The organism is Burkholderia cenocepacia (assembly GCF_014211915.1).
Lineage (GTDB): Bacteria > Pseudomonadota > Gammaproteobacteria > Burkholderiales > Burkholderiaceae > Burkholderia > Burkholderia orbicola.
This window is the reverse complement of the sequence record NZ_CP060041.1, coordinates 774,563-792,018: the sequence shown is the minus strand read 5'-3', so window position 1 is coordinate 792,018 and position 17,456 is coordinate 774,563. Positions and strand designations below refer to the sequence as shown.

Here is a 17,456-nt window from a genome sequence, read left to right as displayed (position 1 = left end):
TCGGGCCTCCGGTGCGCGCCTGCGCGCGGCGCGGCGCGGGCCGCCCTGCTGCACGTCGAACGCGGGAAAGCGGCCGCACCGCACGCATCGACATGCATGCTGCGATCGCGCGGCCGCGCGGCCGTACCGGGTTCGCGCATCGTCATGCCGCCTGCTGCGCCGCGTCGGCGGTGTCGCGTCGCGCGCGCGTCAGGCACGGCGCGAGCGGCGCACCCTGACGCACGAAATTCTGCACGCGCAGCAAACGGCGTACGTCGTGGGCGCGCGAATGCGGATCGAAGTGCCGCGCGACGCCGGCGACCAGCGCCGACGCCTGCGCGGTGTGCCCGCGCTCGATCAGGTGATCGGCGAGATCGAGCGAGCTGCGCAGCGCCCACATCGCGGCGCCCTGCGCGTTCGCGGTCTGGATCGCCATCTGCAGATGGCGATGCCCGTCGGCTTCGTACGCCGCGGCGAGATCCGCGCCGACGATGCGCGCCTGTTCCAGCATCGCGACGCCTCTCACGCGCAGCAGTTCGGGGACGAACAGGTGCTCGCCGTGCGCACGGCAGCGTGCGAGCGTCGCATCGAGCCGGGTGCACGCTTCGTCGGCGCGGCCGGTCCGCACGAGGCCCTCCGCGTATGCGACGGTCAACGGCGCGAGCACGCGCCGGAAGCCGCTCGCCTCGACGCGCCGCAATGCGGGCTCGAGCCGGGCGAGGCCCGCGCCGGGATGGCCGGCCTGGATGTCGAACTGGCCGGTCAGGCATTCCGCGTGACTGCGCCAGATGTCGAAACCGTGTGCGTCGGCGGTCGCGCGCAGCGTCGCGAGATAGTCGGAGGTGATGTCGTGATCGCCGTAGCGCAGCGCGATCGGCACGGCGGCCGCGCCGAGCACGACGCACAGCGGGAGGGGCGACGGGTCGCGGCGCGCATGCTCGACCGCTTGCGCGGCGACGCGCATCGCGTGCTCGGGCTCGCCCTGCATCCAGAGCAGGCGGATCAGCATCGTGCGCCCCAGCGTCGCCATGTCGACGCCCAGCGCGGCCTGCGCGCACGGCGGTTCGCCCGCGTCGGCCAGCTCGGCCGTCGCCGCTTCCAGCCGCTCGCGCGCCTGCGCATGCTCGCCGAAGTAATGCAGCGACGTCGCGACCATCGTGTTGGCCAGCAACCGCTGCGACCGGTCGCCGCGCCGCTCGGCCGCCCGCTCGAAGCGCGTCGCGTAGCGCAGCGACTCGTGAATGTCCGACAGCGTCAGCATCGTGTTCCACAGCCCGACCAGCGCGCGCGCGTCGAACGCATCGTCACCGATGTGCGCGGCGAGACCGAGCGTGCGGTCCCACATCGCGGCGGCGGCCAGCGCGTCGCCGTCGGTATGCAGCAGCGCCGACGCGCAGGCCGCCCGCAGCCGCATCTCGCGCGCGGCATCGACCGGGCCCGTGGCGTCCGTGTCCAGCCCGTCGAGTACCTGGCGCGCACGCGCCGTGCACGCGCGCATCCGCGACGGCTCCAGCAGCGCGCGCGCGAGCCGGTCGGGCTCGGGCACGCCCGCGGCTTCGGCGGCGTCCACCGGTTCGTCCACGGCCGGCGCGAGCGCATCGGCAGGCGGCACGTCGGCGAGCAGCGCGGGCGCCGCGGGAGGTGCGCCCGCCCGCTCGCGCTCGTACGCCGCATGGCGCGCGACGATGCGCTCGAACTCGCCCTCGTTGTGCAGTTTTTCCAGCGCGTACGCGCGCGTCGATTCGGTCAGCCGGTAGCGCGCATACGCGCCATCGAACTCGACGGTCACCAGCGATTTCGCCACCAGCTCGCCGAGCACCGCGATCATGTCCGCCGCCGAGGTGCCGGGCTCGGTCGCGACCGCGCGCGCGGCATCGAACGAAAACGGCCCGATGAAGCATCCCATCCGGCGAAACAGCGCGCGCGCGGCCCGGTCGAGCAGCACGTAGCTCCAGTCGAACGTCGCGCGCAGCGTCTGATGACGCGGCAGCGCCGAGCGCAGCCCGCCCGTCAGCAGGTTCAGCCGGTCGTCGAGACGCGACGCGACGACCGCGAGCCCGAGCGTCGCCACGCGCGCCGCCGCCAGTTCGATGGCGAGCGGCAGCCCGTCGAGGCGCCGGCAGATGTCGCCGATCAGCCGCACGCCGGCTTCGTCGACCACGCAATCCGGCGCGGCCGCGCGCACGCGTTCCAGAAACAGCTCGACGGCCGAACAACGGACGATTTCCGCGGCGGACGCGTTACCGTCCGGCACCGCGAGCGGGCTCATGCGCAGCACCGCTTCGGCCGAGATGTGCAGCGGCTCGCGGCTCGTCACGAGCACGCGCAGCGAGCCGGCGCCCGACGTCAGCGTTTCGACGAGGCTCGCCACCAGATCGACGATGTGCTCCGCGTTGTCGAGCACGAGCAGGCAGCGCGACGTCGCGAACGCGTCGCCGATGCGTTCGATGGCGGGCACGCCGGGCGTATCGAGGCCGAGCTCGGCGGCGAGCGCGATCAGCATGTCGTCGCGCGTCGACGCGCGCGCCAGTTCCACGAACAGCACGCGCTCGTGCGCGCGGCTGCGCACGCCGTGCGCGACGCGCACCGCAAGACTCGTCTTGCCGATGCCGCCCGCGCCGACCAGCGTGATGACCGGCGTGCGTTCGAGCATGTCGACGATCTGCGCGATTTCGGCGTCGCGCCCGACCAGCGGCGCGAGCAGCGACGACGCGCAGGCATCCGGCAGCGCCGCGACCGCCGGCGGTACGGCGACGGCCGGCGCTTCGGCCGCGGGCACGAGATCCGGGCCGGGCGACGCGCTCGCGACCAGCAGGTAGCCGCGCCCGGGCACCGTCTTGATCAGATCGCGGCTCGCGCCGAGCGCCTTGCGCAGCGTGGCCACATGCACCTGAAGCCGGTTTTCCTCGACGATCAGGCCCGGCCAGACCGCGTCCATGATGTCGTCTTTCGACACGACCGAACCGCTCGCGCGGTGCAGGACTTCGAGAATGTCGAGCGCGCGCGCGCCGATGCGCAGCGACGCGCCGTGGCGGCGAATGTCGCGTTGCTCGAAGTCCACCGACAAAGTTCCGATCTGAATCATGGCCGCCTCCGGGTTCCTCGGGATGGCTGGCGAATGAACGCGGCAGTTCACCCGGCAGGAAGTCCGCGTCCGGCGCACCCTTGCACCGGACGAAAATGTCGAATTCCGGACCGAGTGTAGACGGGCATGCCGTGAAAATCTTGAACGAAAATGCGCTGCCCGAGCATCTCGCACGGACGCGATCGGCACGATCACTTGCGTGTAAAAGTAGGGCGCTATACTCTGCCGGGCCGCGCGCGCAGGCCTTGCGCCGGGGTACGCACCACCGCGCACACGTATTGAAAGCAATTTGTCAGGATGGCAAGCGGACGTTTATGCAAATTCATTTTGAACATTCGCGTGCGCATCTAAACTGGACTCGTCATTTCACGCTCAGAGTCCCTCGCTGGGGAATTCCATGTCAGACACCGTCATCGCCGCGCCGGTGGCATCGCCTCCGCGGCGGCCGAAAGACACGCTCGGCTGCGTGTCGAGCCTGCTGGCGAAGGATGTCGAGACGACATCCGGCGGCCTGAAGCTCCATCGCAAATGCATGCGCGAAGCGCACGTCGAACACATCGACATGCCCGCGTGCGACCGCGGCTTCCTGATCGGCGTGTCGCTGACCGGCGGCCACCGCCGCACGTTCTATGGGCGCGCCGGCGCAAGCGAGCGCCGCTTCCAGCATCACTCGATCTACATTCGCGACTTCTCGCGCCATTTCCGCGCCGACCTGTACGGCCACTTCGACTTCGTGCTGGTCGAGCTGCCGCATGCGTATCTGGCGCGTATCGGCCCCGAGCACGGCGGCAGCCCGGTCGACGGCCTCACGTGCCGCGTCGATGCGCGCGACCCGGTGCTCGGGCATCTCGCGCACGCGGTGGCCGACAGCCTCGACACACCCGGCCCGCTGAACGCGCTGTTCATCGAACAGGTCGGGCTCGCGATGGGCGCGCATCTCGTGCGCCGCTACGGCAACGCGCGCACGCGCGAACTCGAGCACAAGGGCGTGCTGTCTCCCGCGAAGGTCGCGCTCGCCAAGGAGTTGCTGATGGAAAAGGCGGACCTCGGCGTATCGATCGAGGAAGTGGCCAACGAATGCGACCTGTCGCGCGGGTATTTCATCCGCGCGTTCTCGCGCACCACCGGCCGCACGCCGCACCAGTGGCTGCTCGAACAGCGCGTGATGCGCGCACGCGAGCTGATCGAGACGTCCGACATGACGCTGGCCGACATCGCGGTCGCGTGCGGCTTCGCCGACCAGAGCCATCTGAACCGCCTGTTCGCGCGGATCGTCGGTCATCCGCCCGGCGCGTGGCGGCGTGCACGGTCGCGCTGATCCGCCGCCCGGGTGCGTCAACGCGCTACTGCCCGCTTTCCTGAAGCGATCGATCTGTCCCATATTCAGTGTCCGCGTAACGTCGCGCGGATCGTGCCGCATGCCAATCGCAATGCCGCCTCGGTGGGCGGCGTGTCGGCGAGGCCATCGAGCACCGTGAAATCGTGAATCGTACCGAGGCAGCGAACCGCGCTGACGCGAACCCCGGCGAGCATCAGCTTGCGCGCGTAGGCCTCGCCGTCGTCACGTGCGACATCGTTTTCGGCCGTGACGATCAGCGCGGGCGGCAGGTCTTCGAGATCCGTGTAACTCGCGTTTAGCGGCATTGCGATTGTTTCGCCGAGGTTGTCCGACGGAAAGCGCGTCCGTGCACGCATGCCCGTGGTCTGCGTGGTCAAGCTCGGACCGCCCGCATATCTCGCTGCCGAGGCGCCCGCCGTGCTTGCGGAAAGCGTCGGACACAGCATGATCTGAAGCGCGATACGGGGCCGCGGCGCGCCTTGACGAGCAGCGCGAGGGTGGCGACGAGATGACCGCCCGTGCCTTCGCCCGCGACGACAAGGGCGCCTCCGTCGAGATTCAATGCCCGTGCGTGCTCGTGCAGATGAACGAGCGCGGCGAATGCCTGCTCGTTTTGAGTCTGAAAGCACGCAGCGGGCGCGGACGTGTAATCGACCAGTACGACGGCCGCCTCGGCATCGGTGGCGATCCTGCGCGCGAGCCGGTTGTCGCTTTGGCCACCCGCGAAGCTCGCGCCGTCCGGCAGGAAGAGCACGGCGGGCAGCGGAGTGGGCGCCGCCTGCGGCGGTCGCACGATCCGTATCGTGAAGCCCGGATCCGCAGCGCCCGCTGTCAGCGCGATTTCTTCGGCGTGTATCGCGTCCGTCGCATCGCCGTTTGCCCATTCGCGCAAACGCTCTGCCGGAAACCCTGCCTCGGCGGCATGGTCGACGAACGATTGCGTTTCCGCATCGAGAACCGGATACGAGTCCGCGGATCTGATCAGGCCCGGTGCGGCGTCTTCGGGCAGACGGGCAGACGTGAAATCGTTCATGGCGCAGTTTCCGATGAGTGAGCTTGCTTGTCGATCCGGCACCGTTGGCCGTCGACAGAACACATTTTCATCGGATTCCCGCACGAGCCACAGTTAAGCGTTGCTAAGAGGCGTTAAGCCCATGTCCAGCAATGCGTTCAGGCTACCGACGCGCGCATTGAGCCGGTTTACCGTCGCTTCAAGTCCGCACACCGCGCGTTGCCGCAACCTCCTGCAAATGCACCTGTAACCACGACGGCGTGTCAGCCCGTCCCGCTTCGATCAATGCGTTTGCGCTCGCTGCGTCGCCGGCGCGCGCGAACACTTCGAGTTGCATCGGGGTGGCGCCTGCCGGCGTGACAGGTCTGCCTTCGTGAATGGCCTCGAAGCCCTCGCCCCATTTGTCCCAATATGCGAGTCCGCGCCGGCGCGTGCGCTCGCGAAGCCGCGCGGTCCATTCGCGCGCGAGCGCCACTTCGCCTTCCCATGTCGCGACGGCGATCGAGCCGATCGCGAGCCCATAACAGACGGTCAGATCGTGATCGATCGCGAGCGCCTCCGTCGCGCAGTCGCGCGCGAGCGCCATCGCCGCGTCGGTCTCGCCCTGCAGCCACAGAATGCGCATCAGAATGGAAATCGCAGCGATATGCGCGTCGACCTGCGCGTGATTCGCGTGCGTCGCGCGCACCGGATCCTTGTCGCGCGCCATCACCGCTTCGATCAACGCGCGCGAGATAGCGTGGTCCCCGAGGAAGTGATGTGACAGCGCGCACATCCGCTCGCCGGTTTGCGTCGTCGAAAAATCGCCCGTCCGTGCGGCGGCAGCGCGAAACGCACGCGCATGTTCGAGGCTTTCCGTGTACGCGCCCGCGAGCGTGCGATGCGCCCACACGCCCCACAGCATGCGCAATGCGAGCCGGTCGTCGCCGAGGCGCTGCGCGGCGGCCAGTGCGGCGTCGAACACGTTCGCCATCGCCGCCGTCGGCCCACGCGTGTGCCACAGCGCGTGACCGTACGCGCCGAGCAGCTCGATATGCTGCGCCTTGCCCGCCAGATCCGAGTTTTCCGCCGCGGCAATCGCGCGCTCGGCCATCCGGAGGAACTCGTGAGGGAGCGACAGATGAAACCACAGCGGCGCCGTCGCGATCAGCAGGTCGATCGCGAGCTGCGGTTCGCGATCCTGCGCGGCCGCCCAATCGAACGCGGCTCGCACGTCGTCGATTCGCTGGCTGTGAATCGCAAGCCACTGGCGCGGCGCCTTGCCTTCCCACGCCGCCACGGGGTCGGCAAAGATCGCACAGCAGTACAGCGCATGGCGGCGGCGCGCGTCGTCGAGTTCGTACGCCTCTTCAAGTCGCATATATGCGTAATGGCGCGTCGTGTCGAGCAGTCGATACGGATGGTCCGGATCGTCGATCGCGCAGGCGATCAGCGACTTGGCGATCAGGCCCGTGACGGCGTCGAAGGCGGCGAGTTCATCGACGTCGCCACCGGCCGCGACAGCCGCGGCGGCATCCATGCCGAACGCGGCCCGCATCACCGAGAGGCGGCGCAGCACCTGGCGCTCCTCCGGCCGGAGCAATTCATAGCTCCAGTCGAGCGTCGCGCGCAGCGTCTGTTGGCGCGGAAGCGCCGTGCGGCGGCCCTGCGTGAGCAGCGCGAAACGGTCGTCGAGCCGCGCTGCAATCGAATGCACGTCCATCAGGCCGACGCGCGCCGCCGCAAACTCGATCGCGAGCGGGATGCCGTCGAGCCGTCGGCAAATATCGATCACGGGGCCCAGATTCGCGTCGCTCAACGCGAACCGGTCATTGGCGGCGCGCGCGCGGTCTTGAAACAGCGCGATCGCCGGGAACTGCACGGCATCGTGGAGGCTCACGCCTGCGCCGGTTTCGGGCGACGGCAACGCGGCGAGGCGATGGACGGATTCGCCTTCCGCGCGCAGCGGCTCGCGGCTCGTGACCAGCAGATGCACGCCGGACGCGCCTTGCAGCAGTTGCTCGGCGAGCACGGCAACGGCATCGATCAGATGCTCGCAGTTGTCCAGCACCAGCAGCACCGGCGACGCCCCGAGCGCCTGGATGAGATCGGGTACCGGATCGCCGCTGGAGACGGCAACGCCGAGCGCCGACGCGATCGTACTGGCCGCGCTCGCGGCCGCGGAAACCGGCGCGAAATTGACGAACACGGCGCGCATGCCGGTGCGCTGGGCGAAGCGATGCGCGATGGCGACGGCTACCGTCGTCTTGCCCATGCCTCCCGGGCCGGCGATGGTGAGCAAGCGCCGCTCGGGCAAGTGGTCGGTCAGACCTGCGATGACGTCCTCGCGGCCTATCACGCGAGCGAGCGTGACCGGTAGACCGCGTGAACCGCTTTCGGACCCGTTGGAAGGCTGGGCGGCGTGCGTATGGGGCCGTGGTGCGGCAGGGTCCACTGCTTCGGCACGGGTAACGGGCGCCGCGAAACGATAGCCGCGTCCGGGTTCGTTGACGATGTAACGCGCACCGTCCGGTCCGTCACCGAGCACCTTGCGCAACGCCGACAGATGCACGCGCAGCGCGCCTTCCTCGACGACGTTGTCCACCCAGACGCTGTCGCACAGATTGCGCGTCGAGACCAGCGCGCCCGCCTGCTCGACGAGTACGACGAGAATGTCGAGCGCGCGGCTGCCGATTTTCAGCGGCGTACCGTCCTTGAGCAGGATTCGCTGCGGGAATTGCAGCGTAAAAGGGCCGAACGCGAGGCTGTAAGGAGCGGTCATCGAGAGCGTCATCGCGCGGGTTGAGTGTCGGCCGAGTCGACCAATACGGTGCGCTGGGCGCGCACACTGACGCAATGGCAGCCAATCATTACTCAAAAGCTCAGTACGCGCCCTTAAAAGATCTTAAAAAAACCCGCTTTGTTACAGCCGACGACGATTGGCAGTGCTCCGGGCGCCGACTTAGCAACGCTTAACAAGTCGTAACTGGCCCGATGCGCGTCTGCCCGCCAATATGGCTCCATGCAAGCCAATCAATGATCGGAGGTCGATATGGAGCGTCTGAAAGCACTGGAGGTATTCAAGGCAGTGGCGGACCACGGCAGTTTCACGCGGGCAGCGGACGCCACCAATCTTGGCGTACCGTCGGTGAGCCGCGCGGTGCAGGATCTCGAAACGATGCTCGGCGTGCAGCTCTTCAACCGGACCACGCGCCGCGTCGCGTTGACCACGGCGGGCCATGCGGTACTCGAGCGCGTCACGGGCGTCCTGTCCTCCTATGAAGACCTCGCGCGTACCGGCAGCGACGAAGCCGGCGATTGCGCGGGTAACGTCCGCATCGAGGTGCCGGCAATCTTCGATACCGCCCGCCTCACTTCCGTCCTGGTCCGCTTCATGCGCGCCTGGCCGAAAGTACGGGTCGACGTGCGGCGCGTCGATCACCTGGCCGATACGCTCGGCGATCTTGCCGACCTCGCGATCGTCGTCGGTCGCTCGGCGCCGTCGTCGTGCATCGCGCGATCGCTCGCGGCCGTGCCGCTCGGGCTCTATGCGAGCCCTGCGTGGCTCGAACGGACCAACGATCTCGCTCACCCGCTCGATGTGCCTGCCGAAGCTTGCCTCGCGACGGGCGCACAGCATTCGGTGTGGACGGTCAGCCATCAAGCATCCGGGGAGAGTGTGACGCTTGCCGCGCGCGCGGCGCTGCGCACGAATTGCCCTCATGCGCTTCTCGCGGCGGCCGTCGACGGCGAGGGGCTAGCGATCCTGCCCAACCCGCTCGCACAAGCGGCGCTCGATCGCGGCGAACTCGTGCGTGTGCTCGATGCGTGGCAGGTGGCGCCACTGGAAGCCTGCCTCGTTTACCGGTCCAGACGCAATCTCCCCGCGCGGGTGCGCAAATTGACCGAGTATTTGCTCGACGCCTTCGGCGAACAGCGTGACGAGATTGGCGCAATGGCGGCTGTACCGAACATGGCCCGGATGGCAGCGACGCAGGCGACGCTCACGCCGTGCGCAGCTTGATGAAGATTGTGCTGATACGAATGCAGGGGAAACGACGGAATGATGGTTGATTTTGCTGGATGTCTGCTGGATGTGTCGTCGCGGTATCTCGGACTCGCGATCCAGAACCGGACGGTCGTGGCTTACGTCGACGCTGGACCGGGACACGCAACGCGCGTGAGCGATTCACATCGTGGCGCGTCGTCCTCCAGAATGCCGCAGCATGCGCATGCCGCCACGGAGGTGGCCTCGCCGATGCAGCCGGCCCGTCAGAGAAGCGATGTGACGGCCTTCGTGTGCAATGACGAAGAACGCCGGCTCGTCACCGCACCGGCGTCGCGTCGTAGTTGACCGGCACCCAGTCGTATTGCGCACCCTCGCGGCGCAGGTGGCCAAGCCCCGGAAACGCGATATGCGCGGCACCGACGAGATAGCGTCGAGCGGCGACGCGCTTCAGCGTGTCCCGCCGCGTGCGGCGGGCGGCGCCGGCATCGCTGTCGTACTGGACCGTCGCGTCCACGTCGCGCAACTGGATCGCCGCCACGTGCACGATATCGCCCCACGCGAGCAGGCCCGCGTTCCCGCTCTCGATCAGATAAGCCGTATGTCCCGGCGTATGGCCGGGCATCGGCACCGCGCGAATGCCGGGCGCGAGCGTCGCTTCGCCGCGAAACGTCTTGAAGCGGCCGGCCGCGACGTAAGGCGCGACCGCCGCGGCGGCCGCATCGAAGAACGACGCGAGGAACGCCGGCGCCTGCGCCTTGTTGGCGGGATCGAGCCAGTACGCGGCCTCGACGGCGTTCACGCGCACGACGGCATTCGGAAACGTCATCGCGCCATTCGACGCAATGCCGCCGACGTGGTCCTTGTGCAGGTGCGTGAGCAGCACTTCGTCGATCTGCGCGGGCGCGTAGCCGGCCGCGCGCAGGTCGTCGAGCAGCTTGCCGCAGCAGTCGCCGTACAGCGTGCCGGCGCCCGCATCGACGAGAATCCGCTTCGATCCGGTATCGACGAGGAACGCGTTGATCGACCCTTGCACGGGCGGCTCCAGGAAGGCGCGATCGAGATCGCGCCGGATCTCGTCCTTCGAGATGTCGCGGAACACCGTGTCGACCGGAAACGGATGAGTGCCGTCGGACAGCGCGATCACCGTGAAGTCGCCGATCTTCTGCCGATAGAAGCCGGGCGGCTGCCGGCCCGCGGCAGCGGCTGGCGTGGTGGATTGCGTTTCGGGTTGCGCATTGGCGTAGGCGTCGGGCTGCACGCCGGCCTGCGCAAACGCCGCAGGCGCCAACAGGCCCGCGCACCCGGCCACGATCAGCAAACGGGCCGCTTGCGCGACGCACGCGTGTTGGAACAGGTTCTTCATGCGATCTCCGTGACGAACCGTGCGCGCGCCCGGCCACGAACGGACCGACCCGTGCAACACGCGATGTCGCGCAGCTTATCGGGCGCCGTGGCGAAAATCCTGAGCGTTGCCTGAATTGTCCTGAAGAGGCGGCACGCGCGCGCGGTCCCCGCACCGGCCGGCGCTAGAATGCGATCCGCATGCAACGCGACGTTGCAACCCGCCCAAGGACGACCCCATGGACAAATTCTCCGCGCTGCGCGCATTCGTCGAAGTCGCGGAAGCCGGCGGCTTCTCGAGCGCGGGGCGCCGGCTCGATCTCGCCGCTTCGTCGGTCGTGCGCGCGGTGGACGCGCTCGAGGCGTCGCTCGGCACCGTGCTGCTGAACCGCACGACGCGGCAGGTCACGCTGTCCGACGCGGGCGCCGTCTACTATGCGCGGGCGAAACGCGTACTCGGCGAACTCGCCGATGCCGATGCGCTGGTGGCCGACCGCGGCGACGCGCCGTCCGGCCCGCTGCGCGTGTCGGTCCCGGTCGCCTACGGGCTGCGCCGCCTCGCGCCGCACGTCGCCGCGTTCGTCGCGCGCCATCCGAAGCTCGACCTCGACCTGCAACTCACCGACGAACGCGTCGATCTCGTGTCCGCCCGAATCGACGTCGCGATCCGGCTCGGCGACGCCGCGCCGACCGCGGAAGTCGTCGCGCGGCCGCTCGGCACGTTCCGGCGCTACGTGGTCGCGAGCCGCGCCTACCTCGACGCGCACGGCACGCCCGCGACGCCGGGCGAGCTGGTCGATCACGCGTGCCTGCGCTTTCATTTCGGCGTCGACCAGCAGACGTGGACGTTCGTGGGCGCGCAACGCACGACGCAGGTCGTCGTCACCGGGCGGCTGAAATCGAACCACAGCGAAGTGCTGCGCGAGGCCGCGCTCGACGGCGCCGGCATCGCGCTGCTGCCCGACTGGCTGGTCGATACGGACCTCGAAGCCGGCCGCCTGCAACGGCTGTTCGATCAATACGACGTGACGCCGGGCTCGGCGCGCGCGGTGATCACCGCGCTGTACCTGCCGAACCAGCGCGGCTCGAAGCGCGTGACCGCGTTCATCGATTTCGTCGAATCGCTCGCCCGCGCACAGTCCTGATACGGGCGGCGCGGAGCGATGCCATGCGTCACCAGCCGAACTTCGCTTCCATCCCGACGTAGTCGGCGTTGCGCGCGCCGAGTGCGCGAATCGACGAGCCGAGCTGGAAGTGCACGGCCTCGAGCGCGAGCGCGACGTTCGCGTTCACGAGCCAGTCGACGCGCGCCTGCGCGTACATCCCCGTCCACGCGCCGCCCTTGCCCGCCGTGCCCGGCACCGCCGACATCCCCTGCCCGTAGATCGCGTCGGCCGTCGTCTGCCGCCACTGGAAGCCGACGGCGGTGAGCACCGTCACCGAGCTGGCCGGCTTGAACGTCAGCGACGGCTTCACGTGGATCAGGTTGCTGTACCCGGTGTAGCCGGCGAGCGTGAAGTAATAGCCGTTCGGAAACATCGGGTTGAACGTGCCGACGCGCCGGTCGCCCGGATGCGCGTCGCCCGATGCACCGTCGACCTGGATGCCGATGCGCGGCGTGCCGGCCGTCTTCGCGAACGTGTAGCCGCCCAGCGCGCCGAACGCCCACGCGCCAACCGTGTCCTGCCCGACGTGGCCGGTCTGCAGCATCGCCTCGACGTCCCAGTCGAACCCGTCGGTCTTGCCCGCGTAGCGCATGTCGAACACGTCGCGCCGCTCGGTGCCGGACGCATCCGGATAGCGCGCGTTGTCGCGCGTGTAGCGCGACCAGTACGCGGACAGATCGCCGGGCCCCGTGCCGGTGCGCTCGACGCGCACGCCGTCGAATCGCAGGTGCCGGTTCGACACGTCGTCGAACACGGCCGCATTGCGATACTGCACCGGGCGCGTCACATAACCGATCAGCCGCCATTTGCCGATTTCGTAATCGGTCCACAGTCCGTCGTACGCCTGCCGCACGTTCGGGCCGTCGCGCACCGACACGAAGCGCTGCAAGTCGAACGCCATCTCCTGCCGGCCGATCCGCGTCTTGAACGTGCCCGGCCCCAGTTGATCGACGTACGCGACGAACGCCTGTTCGATATCGAGCTGATCCTTGTCGACCGGGCCGACCGTATCCTTGCCGAACGGCCGCGCATCGACGAACTGCACGAACGCCTGGAAGTGCCCGCGATAGCGCAGGTCCGCATGCACGTTCGCGCGCTGGATCACGTAATTGTCGTCGTGCGCGGCGCCGAGGCCGAACAGCGGCGCGTTGTTCAGTTCGAAGCGCTCGCGCAGGTTCGCGCCGAGCGACAGGTAGGTCGATGGGTCGTCGCCGAGGCGTATGTATTTCAGCGCGTCGAACGGCTTGCGCGGCACGCACGGATTCGCGAGCACCGACCAGTCTTCCTGCCAGCGGTTGAACGACACCGTCGGGCGTTTCGCGGTGCACGACGCCGCGGCGGCAGCCGGCGACGCGACCGCGCCGGCCGCCGTCACACCGGCATCGGCCTCCGCGCCGACGGCCGACCCCGCATGCAACGCGGCGCCGCCCGCCAGCACGACGCACGGCAGCGCGCCGCGCCACGATCGCTTCATCGGCCGGCGCACCGTCATTTCGACCGCGCGTGGATTTCGGCGACGTAGCCGCCCGGGAACTGCACGAGCGCCGCGTCGCGGCCGTCCGACTTGAACGGCGGCACCAGCACCGTCACGCCCGCGGCTTCGGCCTGCTTCAGCGTCGCGGCGAGATCGGCCACTTCGTAGCCGGTCATTTCACGCCCGAACGGGTACGGCAGGTGACCGTCGGTCGCGAGCACGGTCATCTTGCCGAAGCCCGATTCGATGCGAATGCGGCGGTACGTATCGTTCGGCCGGCCGATCTCGATGCCCGGCGCATGGCGCACGTCCGACACGATCTTGCCGTGCGAGAACGCGGCGAAGTTGCGTGCGAGCTTGCTCGCGCTTTCCGGCGACACGTACACGCGATTCTCCGGCACCGTCTGCAGCGCGTCGTAGTTCGGCGCCTGCGTATGCCAGTACAGCTGCATGTTCACGCCGCCCGGCCAGCGAACGATCGCGTCGCGTCCGATCGGATCGGGAAACGTCGACACGACGATGTCCGCGCCATGCTCGCGCGCCGACTTCACCGCGACGTCCATGTCGGTCACGAGATAGCCGGTGCGTTCCTCGCAGAACGGATACGGGATCGGCGTCTTGAAACCGAACACCGAGATCGTGCCGACCGGCGTCAGCACGAGCTGCGACATCGTCTGGCTCGGCGTCGGCGTGACCTGGAACACACCCTGCTTCGACTTCTTGCCGCCGAAGGTCGCGACGAAGCTGTCGGTGAAGCGGTCGAAGTCTTCGGGGGCGACGCACACGTGCGTCGTGTCGTACTGCGGGCCGACCGCAATGGCGGGAGAGCGCGCCGCGGCGGCCGGCGACGCGATGTCGTCGAGGTGGGTTTCGTCGGCGAGCGCCGGCGCGCCGGCCAGCAGCGCGGCGAGCACGGCCGACGACGCGGCGGTCATGCGCAGCAGGTTGCGCAGGTTGAATGAACTCATTGGTTTTCTCCTTGATGGTGACGCGCGTGGCGTGGCGCCGCGCGCGGATTCTGATTCAGCGGGATGCAGGCGACTCATCCGGGCGGCCCGGACGACAGGCAAGAAAGACACGCACCGCGAGCGGCAGCGTGCGGACCCATGCCGGGGAGTCGCAAGCGGCGGGTACGCGATATCAAACCGCCCAGCACGAGCACCCGAACGCGCCCCAGAAACCCTTCGCGTCCGACGTCGGCAACGTGCGGCCCCACGCGCCCGCGTGCGCATGTTGGTGAACGTTGCATTCGTTCGCGCAAGCGCACATCGCGGGCCGCCGCGCGTTGCAGCGGCGCGCCGTCGCGCTGCGTCGCACCCCAGCCGCCATAGCCGCCGAACTCGCGCACCGGCGACCAGTCCGGCATCGCCGGCGGGATCGGCGCGTCGTGCGACGCGAACGGCCCCGCGCCCCATACGATCTTCCCGTCGACCACCGTCAGCAACGCGTTCGCGCAAGCGCACATCGCGGCGGCCGCCGCGCGTTGCAGCGGCGCGCCGTCGCGCTGCGTCGCACCCAGCCGCCATGCGCCGAACTCGCGCACCGGCGACCAGTCCGGCATCGCCGGCGGGATCGGCGCGTCGTGCGACGCGAACGGCCCCGCGCCCCATACGATCTTCCCGTCGACCACCGTCAGCAACGCGGTCGTGCCGCGATCGTCCTCCGCGCACGCGAAAATCGCGATCCGGGACGACCAGGTCCGCAAGTGCCCGCCGCGATGCGTCCTTTCTTGCCTTCCTCGTTCGAGAACCACGTCACATACTCGGCCATCCGCAGCGCGGTTTCGCGATCAAGCAGGTTGCGCTGCGGATACATCCTCAGGCCGCGACCGTCTTGCGGTCACGAGCCATGCAAGCGACACCACGGGTTGTACGACGCGACGCGCGTCGCGTCCGTCCGGCCGACACCTTGAGCCCCTTGGCGAGCATCTTCGCGACGGCGGCGTCGCCTCCGCGGCTTGCGCGCCGTAGCGCTCGACGAAATATTCGCCCTGGTACGCCATCCGGTGCTGCACCGCGATACCGCCGCCCGAGCGCGGCGATCCGGTCCATCGATTGCTCGGTGATCGTTTCGCGTGATCGAAGAACCAGTTCAGCCCTGCGAGCGGGATGTCCTCGTTGACCTTCTCGAACACGTCGAGCGCGCGGCTGATGGTTTCGTCATAGGTCGCGTGCATGCGCCACGGCCAACGGTTTTCCGCGAGCACGCGCACGACGCCTTCGAGGTCGTCCTCCATCTGTTGGGCAGGTCCGGCCGCGCGACGCGGAAGTCTTCGAAGTCGGCCGCGGAAAACGCCAGCATCTCGCCCGCGCCGTTGTTGCGGAAGTAGTCGGTGCCGTCGTGGTACTTGACGCTCTTCGTCCAGTTCACGAAGTCTTCCTTCTCCGGCGTTCGGCTTCTGCGTGAACAGGTTGTACGCGATCCGGATCGTCATCTCGCCCGCGTCGTGCAGCTTGCGGATCACTTCGTAATCGCGGGATAATTCTGCGAGCCGCCGCCCGCGTCGATCACCCAGTACACCGAGGCGGTTCAGTTCGCGCATGAAATGGCGCGTCGAGTTGTACTGATACTCGAACGGCAGCTTCGGGCCTTTCGCGAGCGTCGCGTAGAGGATCGTCGCGTTCGGGTTCGCGAGCAGCAGGCCGGTCGGGTTGCCTGCGCATCTGCGGCGCGGGCGTGATCGCGACCTGCTGCTTGAGCATCTCCATCGCGACCGCGAGCGACGGCACGCCGTCCCACCGCAGTTCCATGTTGTAGTTCAGTCCGCCACGAATCACGTGGCAGTGGTTGTCGATCAGACCCGGCAGCACGCCGCGGCCGCCGAGATCGACCACCTTCGTCGCGCGGCCGGCGAGCGGCATCACGTCCGCTTCGCTGCCGACCGCGACGAAGCGTCCGGCGGCAATCGCGACCGCCGTCGCGACGGGGTTCGCGCGATCGAGCGTCGTGAATCGTCCGTTATGCAGGATCAGATCCGGTTGGGTCACGGTTGCGGTCATATGCATCACCTCTTGTTGATCAGAAGCCAAAGAGTTGTTTCACGGGGGGTAAGGCCTGCACGCCGATCAGCATGCCGAGCAACCCGACCAGCGCAATCAGCGGCGGTGCGGGAGAGCGAACCTTGATGGCGCTGTAAATCACACCGATCAACACACCCGCGCCAAGGGAAACCAGATAAGGTTCCATGCAATAAATCTCCCGGACAATTTCAAATGCAGGGGGCTGTGTTTCTGCCCGCATGCCGCGGGCAACATTCGTGTTTCGTCACGTCCGCCGCCCGCGGCAAGGGAGCCCATGCGACGCGTTCACCTCGAACCCGCCGCACCGGCATCGGCGGTTGCCGGTCGTCCGCGCTTACTTCGCCGGAACGGGCGCAATCGACTCGTGCGGCGTCGCGGTGCGCTGCGGTGCCTTGTGGAGCATCGTGTACGCGTAGTCCACGCCCATCCCGTAGGCGCCCGAATGCTCCTTCGCGATCGCCATCACCGCGTCATACGTCTCGCGGCGTGCCCAGTCGCGTTGCCATTCGAGCAGGACCTGCTGCCACGTGACCGGCACGACGCCGGCCTGGACCATGCGCTGCATCGCGATATCGTGCGCGGCCTGCGTCGTGCCGCCCGATGCGTCGGCGACCATGTAGATCTCGTAGTCGCCTTCGAGCATCGCGCACAGCGCGAACGTCGTATTGCAGACTTCGGTCCACAGGCCCGACACGACCACTTTCTTGCGGCCGTTCGCGGCGAGCGCGTCGCGCACCTTCTGGTCGTCCCACGAGTTCATCGACGTGCGTTCGAGCGTCTTCTGGTTCGGGAACACGTCGAGCAACTCGGGATAGGTGTGGCCCGAGAAGCTCTCGCTTTCGACCGTCGTGATCGTGGTCGGGATGTTGAAGACCTTCGCGGCCTTCGCGAGCCCGACGACGTTGTTCTTCAGCATCTGCCGATCGATCGACTGCACGCCGAACGCCATCTGCGGCTGCTGGTCGATGAAGATCAGCTGGCTGTTGTGCGGAGTAAGTACTTCAAGCTTCGGATTGCTCATGGTGGTGATGTCCTTTGACGCGGAGAAAAAT

At 68.2% G+C, this 17,456-nt stretch carries 13 protein-coding genes and 1 pseudogene; 3 read left to right on the top strand and 11 right to left on the bottom strand.

Features of this window, described 5'->3' with window-relative positions:
- Positions 1 to 142 precede the first annotated feature (142 nt).
- The gene (locus SY91_RS32730) at positions 143 to 3,064 is read right to left on the bottom strand and encodes an ATP-binding protein (RefSeq protein WP_105797927.1); all 2,922 of its coding nucleotides are present in this window, start codon (positions 3,062 to 3,064) and stop codon (positions 143 to 145) included.
- A 397-nt stretch (positions 3,065 to 3,461) separates the two neighbouring features.
- On the opposite strand from SY91_RS32730, the gene SY91_RS32725 reads away from it, so the two are divergent.
- Complete coding sequence (locus SY91_RS32725; RefSeq protein WP_006481372.1) at positions 3,462 to 4,382, top strand: helix-turn-helix domain-containing protein; 921 nt, start codon at positions 3,462 to 3,464, stop codon at positions 4,380 to 4,382.
- Between the two features lie 65 nt (positions 4,383 to 4,447).
- Here SY91_RS32725 and SY91_RS32720 read toward each other — a convergent pair.
- Positions 4,448 to 5,436, bottom strand: a pseudogene (locus SY91_RS32720) (alpha/beta hydrolase fold domain-containing protein).
- Between the two features lie 178 nt (positions 5,437 to 5,614).
- Positions 5,615 to 8,176 carry a winged helix-turn-helix domain-containing protein gene (locus SY91_RS32715; RefSeq protein ID WP_023477857.1) on the bottom strand — a complete coding sequence of 854 codons (2,562 nt, stop codon included), beginning with the start codon at positions 8,174 to 8,176 and terminating at the stop codon, positions 5,615 to 5,617.
- Between the two features lie 270 nt (positions 8,177 to 8,446).
- Here SY91_RS32715 and SY91_RS32710 point away from each other — a divergent pair, with 270 nt between their 5' ends.
- The gene (locus SY91_RS32710) at positions 8,447 to 9,418 is read left to right on the top strand and encodes a LysR family transcriptional regulator (RefSeq protein WP_006481375.1); all 972 of its coding nucleotides are present in this window, start codon (positions 8,447 to 8,449) and stop codon (positions 9,416 to 9,418) included.
- Between the two features lie 301 nt (positions 9,419 to 9,719).
- Here the strand turns inward: SY91_RS32710 and SY91_RS32705 are convergent, their stop codons facing one another.
- Complete coding sequence (locus tag SY91_RS32705; protein ID WP_023477856.1) at positions 9,720 to 10,766, bottom strand: MBL fold metallo-hydrolase; 1,047 nt, start codon at positions 10,764 to 10,766, stop codon at positions 9,720 to 9,722.
- Positions 10,767 to 10,983: 217 nt separating this feature from the next.
- On the opposite strand from SY91_RS32705, the gene SY91_RS32700 reads away from it, so the two are divergent.
- A complete protein-coding gene (locus SY91_RS32700; protein WP_023477855.1) occupies positions 10,984 to 11,889 on the top strand; it encodes a LysR family transcriptional regulator in 906 nt (301 codons plus the stop codon).
- A 28-nt stretch (positions 11,890 to 11,917) separates the two neighbouring features.
- Here SY91_RS32700 and SY91_RS32695 read toward each other — a convergent pair whose 3' ends face one another.
- The 7 genes from SY91_RS32695 to SY91_RS32670 all read right to left on the bottom strand — a co-directional run bounded on the left by SY91_RS32695 (position 11,918) and on the right by SY91_RS32670 (position 17,425).
- Positions 11,918 to 13,384 (bottom strand): alginate export family protein, encoded by a 1,467-nt coding sequence (locus tag SY91_RS32695; protein WP_034175615.1) that lies wholly within the window; start codon positions 13,382 to 13,384, stop codon positions 11,918 to 11,920.
- A gap of 14 nt (positions 13,385 to 13,398) precedes the next feature.
- Complete coding sequence (locus tag SY91_RS32690) at positions 13,399 to 14,352, bottom strand: VOC family protein (RefSeq protein ID WP_023477853.1); 954 nt, start codon at positions 14,350 to 14,352, stop codon at positions 13,399 to 13,401.
- Between the two features lie 74 nt (positions 14,353 to 14,426).
- A complete protein-coding gene (locus tag SY91_RS35380; RefSeq protein ID WP_260632508.1) occupies positions 14,427 to 15,089 on the bottom strand; it encodes a hypothetical protein in 663 nt (220 codons plus the stop codon).
- 84 nt (positions 15,090 to 15,173) lie between these two features.
- Positions 15,174 to 15,998, bottom strand: coding sequence for an amidohydrolase family protein (locus tag SY91_RS35375; protein ID WP_260632530.1), 825 nt, complete (start codon positions 15,996 to 15,998; stop codon positions 15,174 to 15,176).
- The gene (locus tag SY91_RS35370; protein ID WP_260632507.1) at positions 15,892 to 16,383 is read right to left on the bottom strand and encodes an amidohydrolase family protein; all 492 of its coding nucleotides are present in this window, start codon (positions 16,381 to 16,383) and stop codon (positions 15,892 to 15,894) included. Before SY91_RS35370 ends, SY91_RS35375 begins: the two co-directional genes overlap by 107 nt.
- 19 nt (positions 16,384 to 16,402) lie before the next feature.
- Positions 16,403 to 16,570, bottom strand: a complete 168-nt coding sequence (locus SY91_RS32675) for a DUF1427 family protein (RefSeq protein ID WP_006484386.1) — start codon at positions 16,568 to 16,570, stop codon at positions 16,403 to 16,405.
- Between the two features lie 168 nt (positions 16,571 to 16,738).
- Entirely contained in the window at positions 16,739 to 17,425 is a 687-nt protein-coding gene (locus SY91_RS32670) for a hydrolase (protein WP_185921462.1), read from the bottom strand.
- Between the last annotated feature and the right edge of the window lie 31 nt (positions 17,426 to 17,456).

Bases quoted from the DNA above. Each gene is read 5' to 3' on its own strand.
- SY91_RS32730 (WP_105797927.1), bottom strand. From the start codon at position 3,064: ATGATTCAGATCGGAACTTTGTCGGTGGACTTCGAGCAACGCGACATT.
- SY91_RS32725 (WP_006481372.1), top strand. From the start codon at position 3,462: ATGTCAGACACCGTCATCGCCGCGCCGGTGGCATCGCCTCCGCGGCGG.
- SY91_RS32715 (WP_023477857.1), bottom strand. From the start codon at position 8,176: ATGACCGCTCCTTACAGCCTCGCGTTCGGCCCTTTTACGCTGCAATTC.
- SY91_RS32710 (WP_006481375.1), top strand. From the start codon at position 8,447: ATGGAGCGTCTGAAAGCACTGGAGGTATTCAAGGCAGTGGCGGACCAC.
- SY91_RS32705 (WP_023477856.1), bottom strand. From the start codon at position 10,766: ATGAAGAACCTGTTCCAACACGCGTGCGTCGCGCAAGCGGCCCGTTTG.
- SY91_RS32700 (WP_023477855.1), top strand. From the start codon at position 10,984: ATGGACAAATTCTCCGCGCTGCGCGCATTCGTCGAAGTCGCGGAAGCC.
- SY91_RS32695 (WP_034175615.1), bottom strand. From the start codon at position 13,384: ATGAAGCGATCGTGGCGCGGCGCGCTGCCGTGCGTCGTGCTGGCGGGC.
- SY91_RS32690 (WP_023477853.1), bottom strand. From the start codon at position 14,352: ATGAGTTCATTCAACCTGCGCAACCTGCTGCGCATGACCGCCGCGTCG.
- SY91_RS35370 (WP_260632507.1), bottom strand. From the start codon at position 16,383: ATGACCGCAACCGTGACCCAACCGGATCTGATCCTGCATAACGGACGA.
- SY91_RS32675 (WP_006484386.1), bottom strand. From the start codon at position 16,570: ATGGAACCTTATCTGGTTTCCCTTGGCGCGGGTGTGTTGATCGGTGTG.
- SY91_RS32670 (WP_185921462.1), bottom strand. From the start codon at position 17,425: ATGAGCAATCCGAAGCTTGAAGTACTTACTCCGCACAACAGCCAGCTG.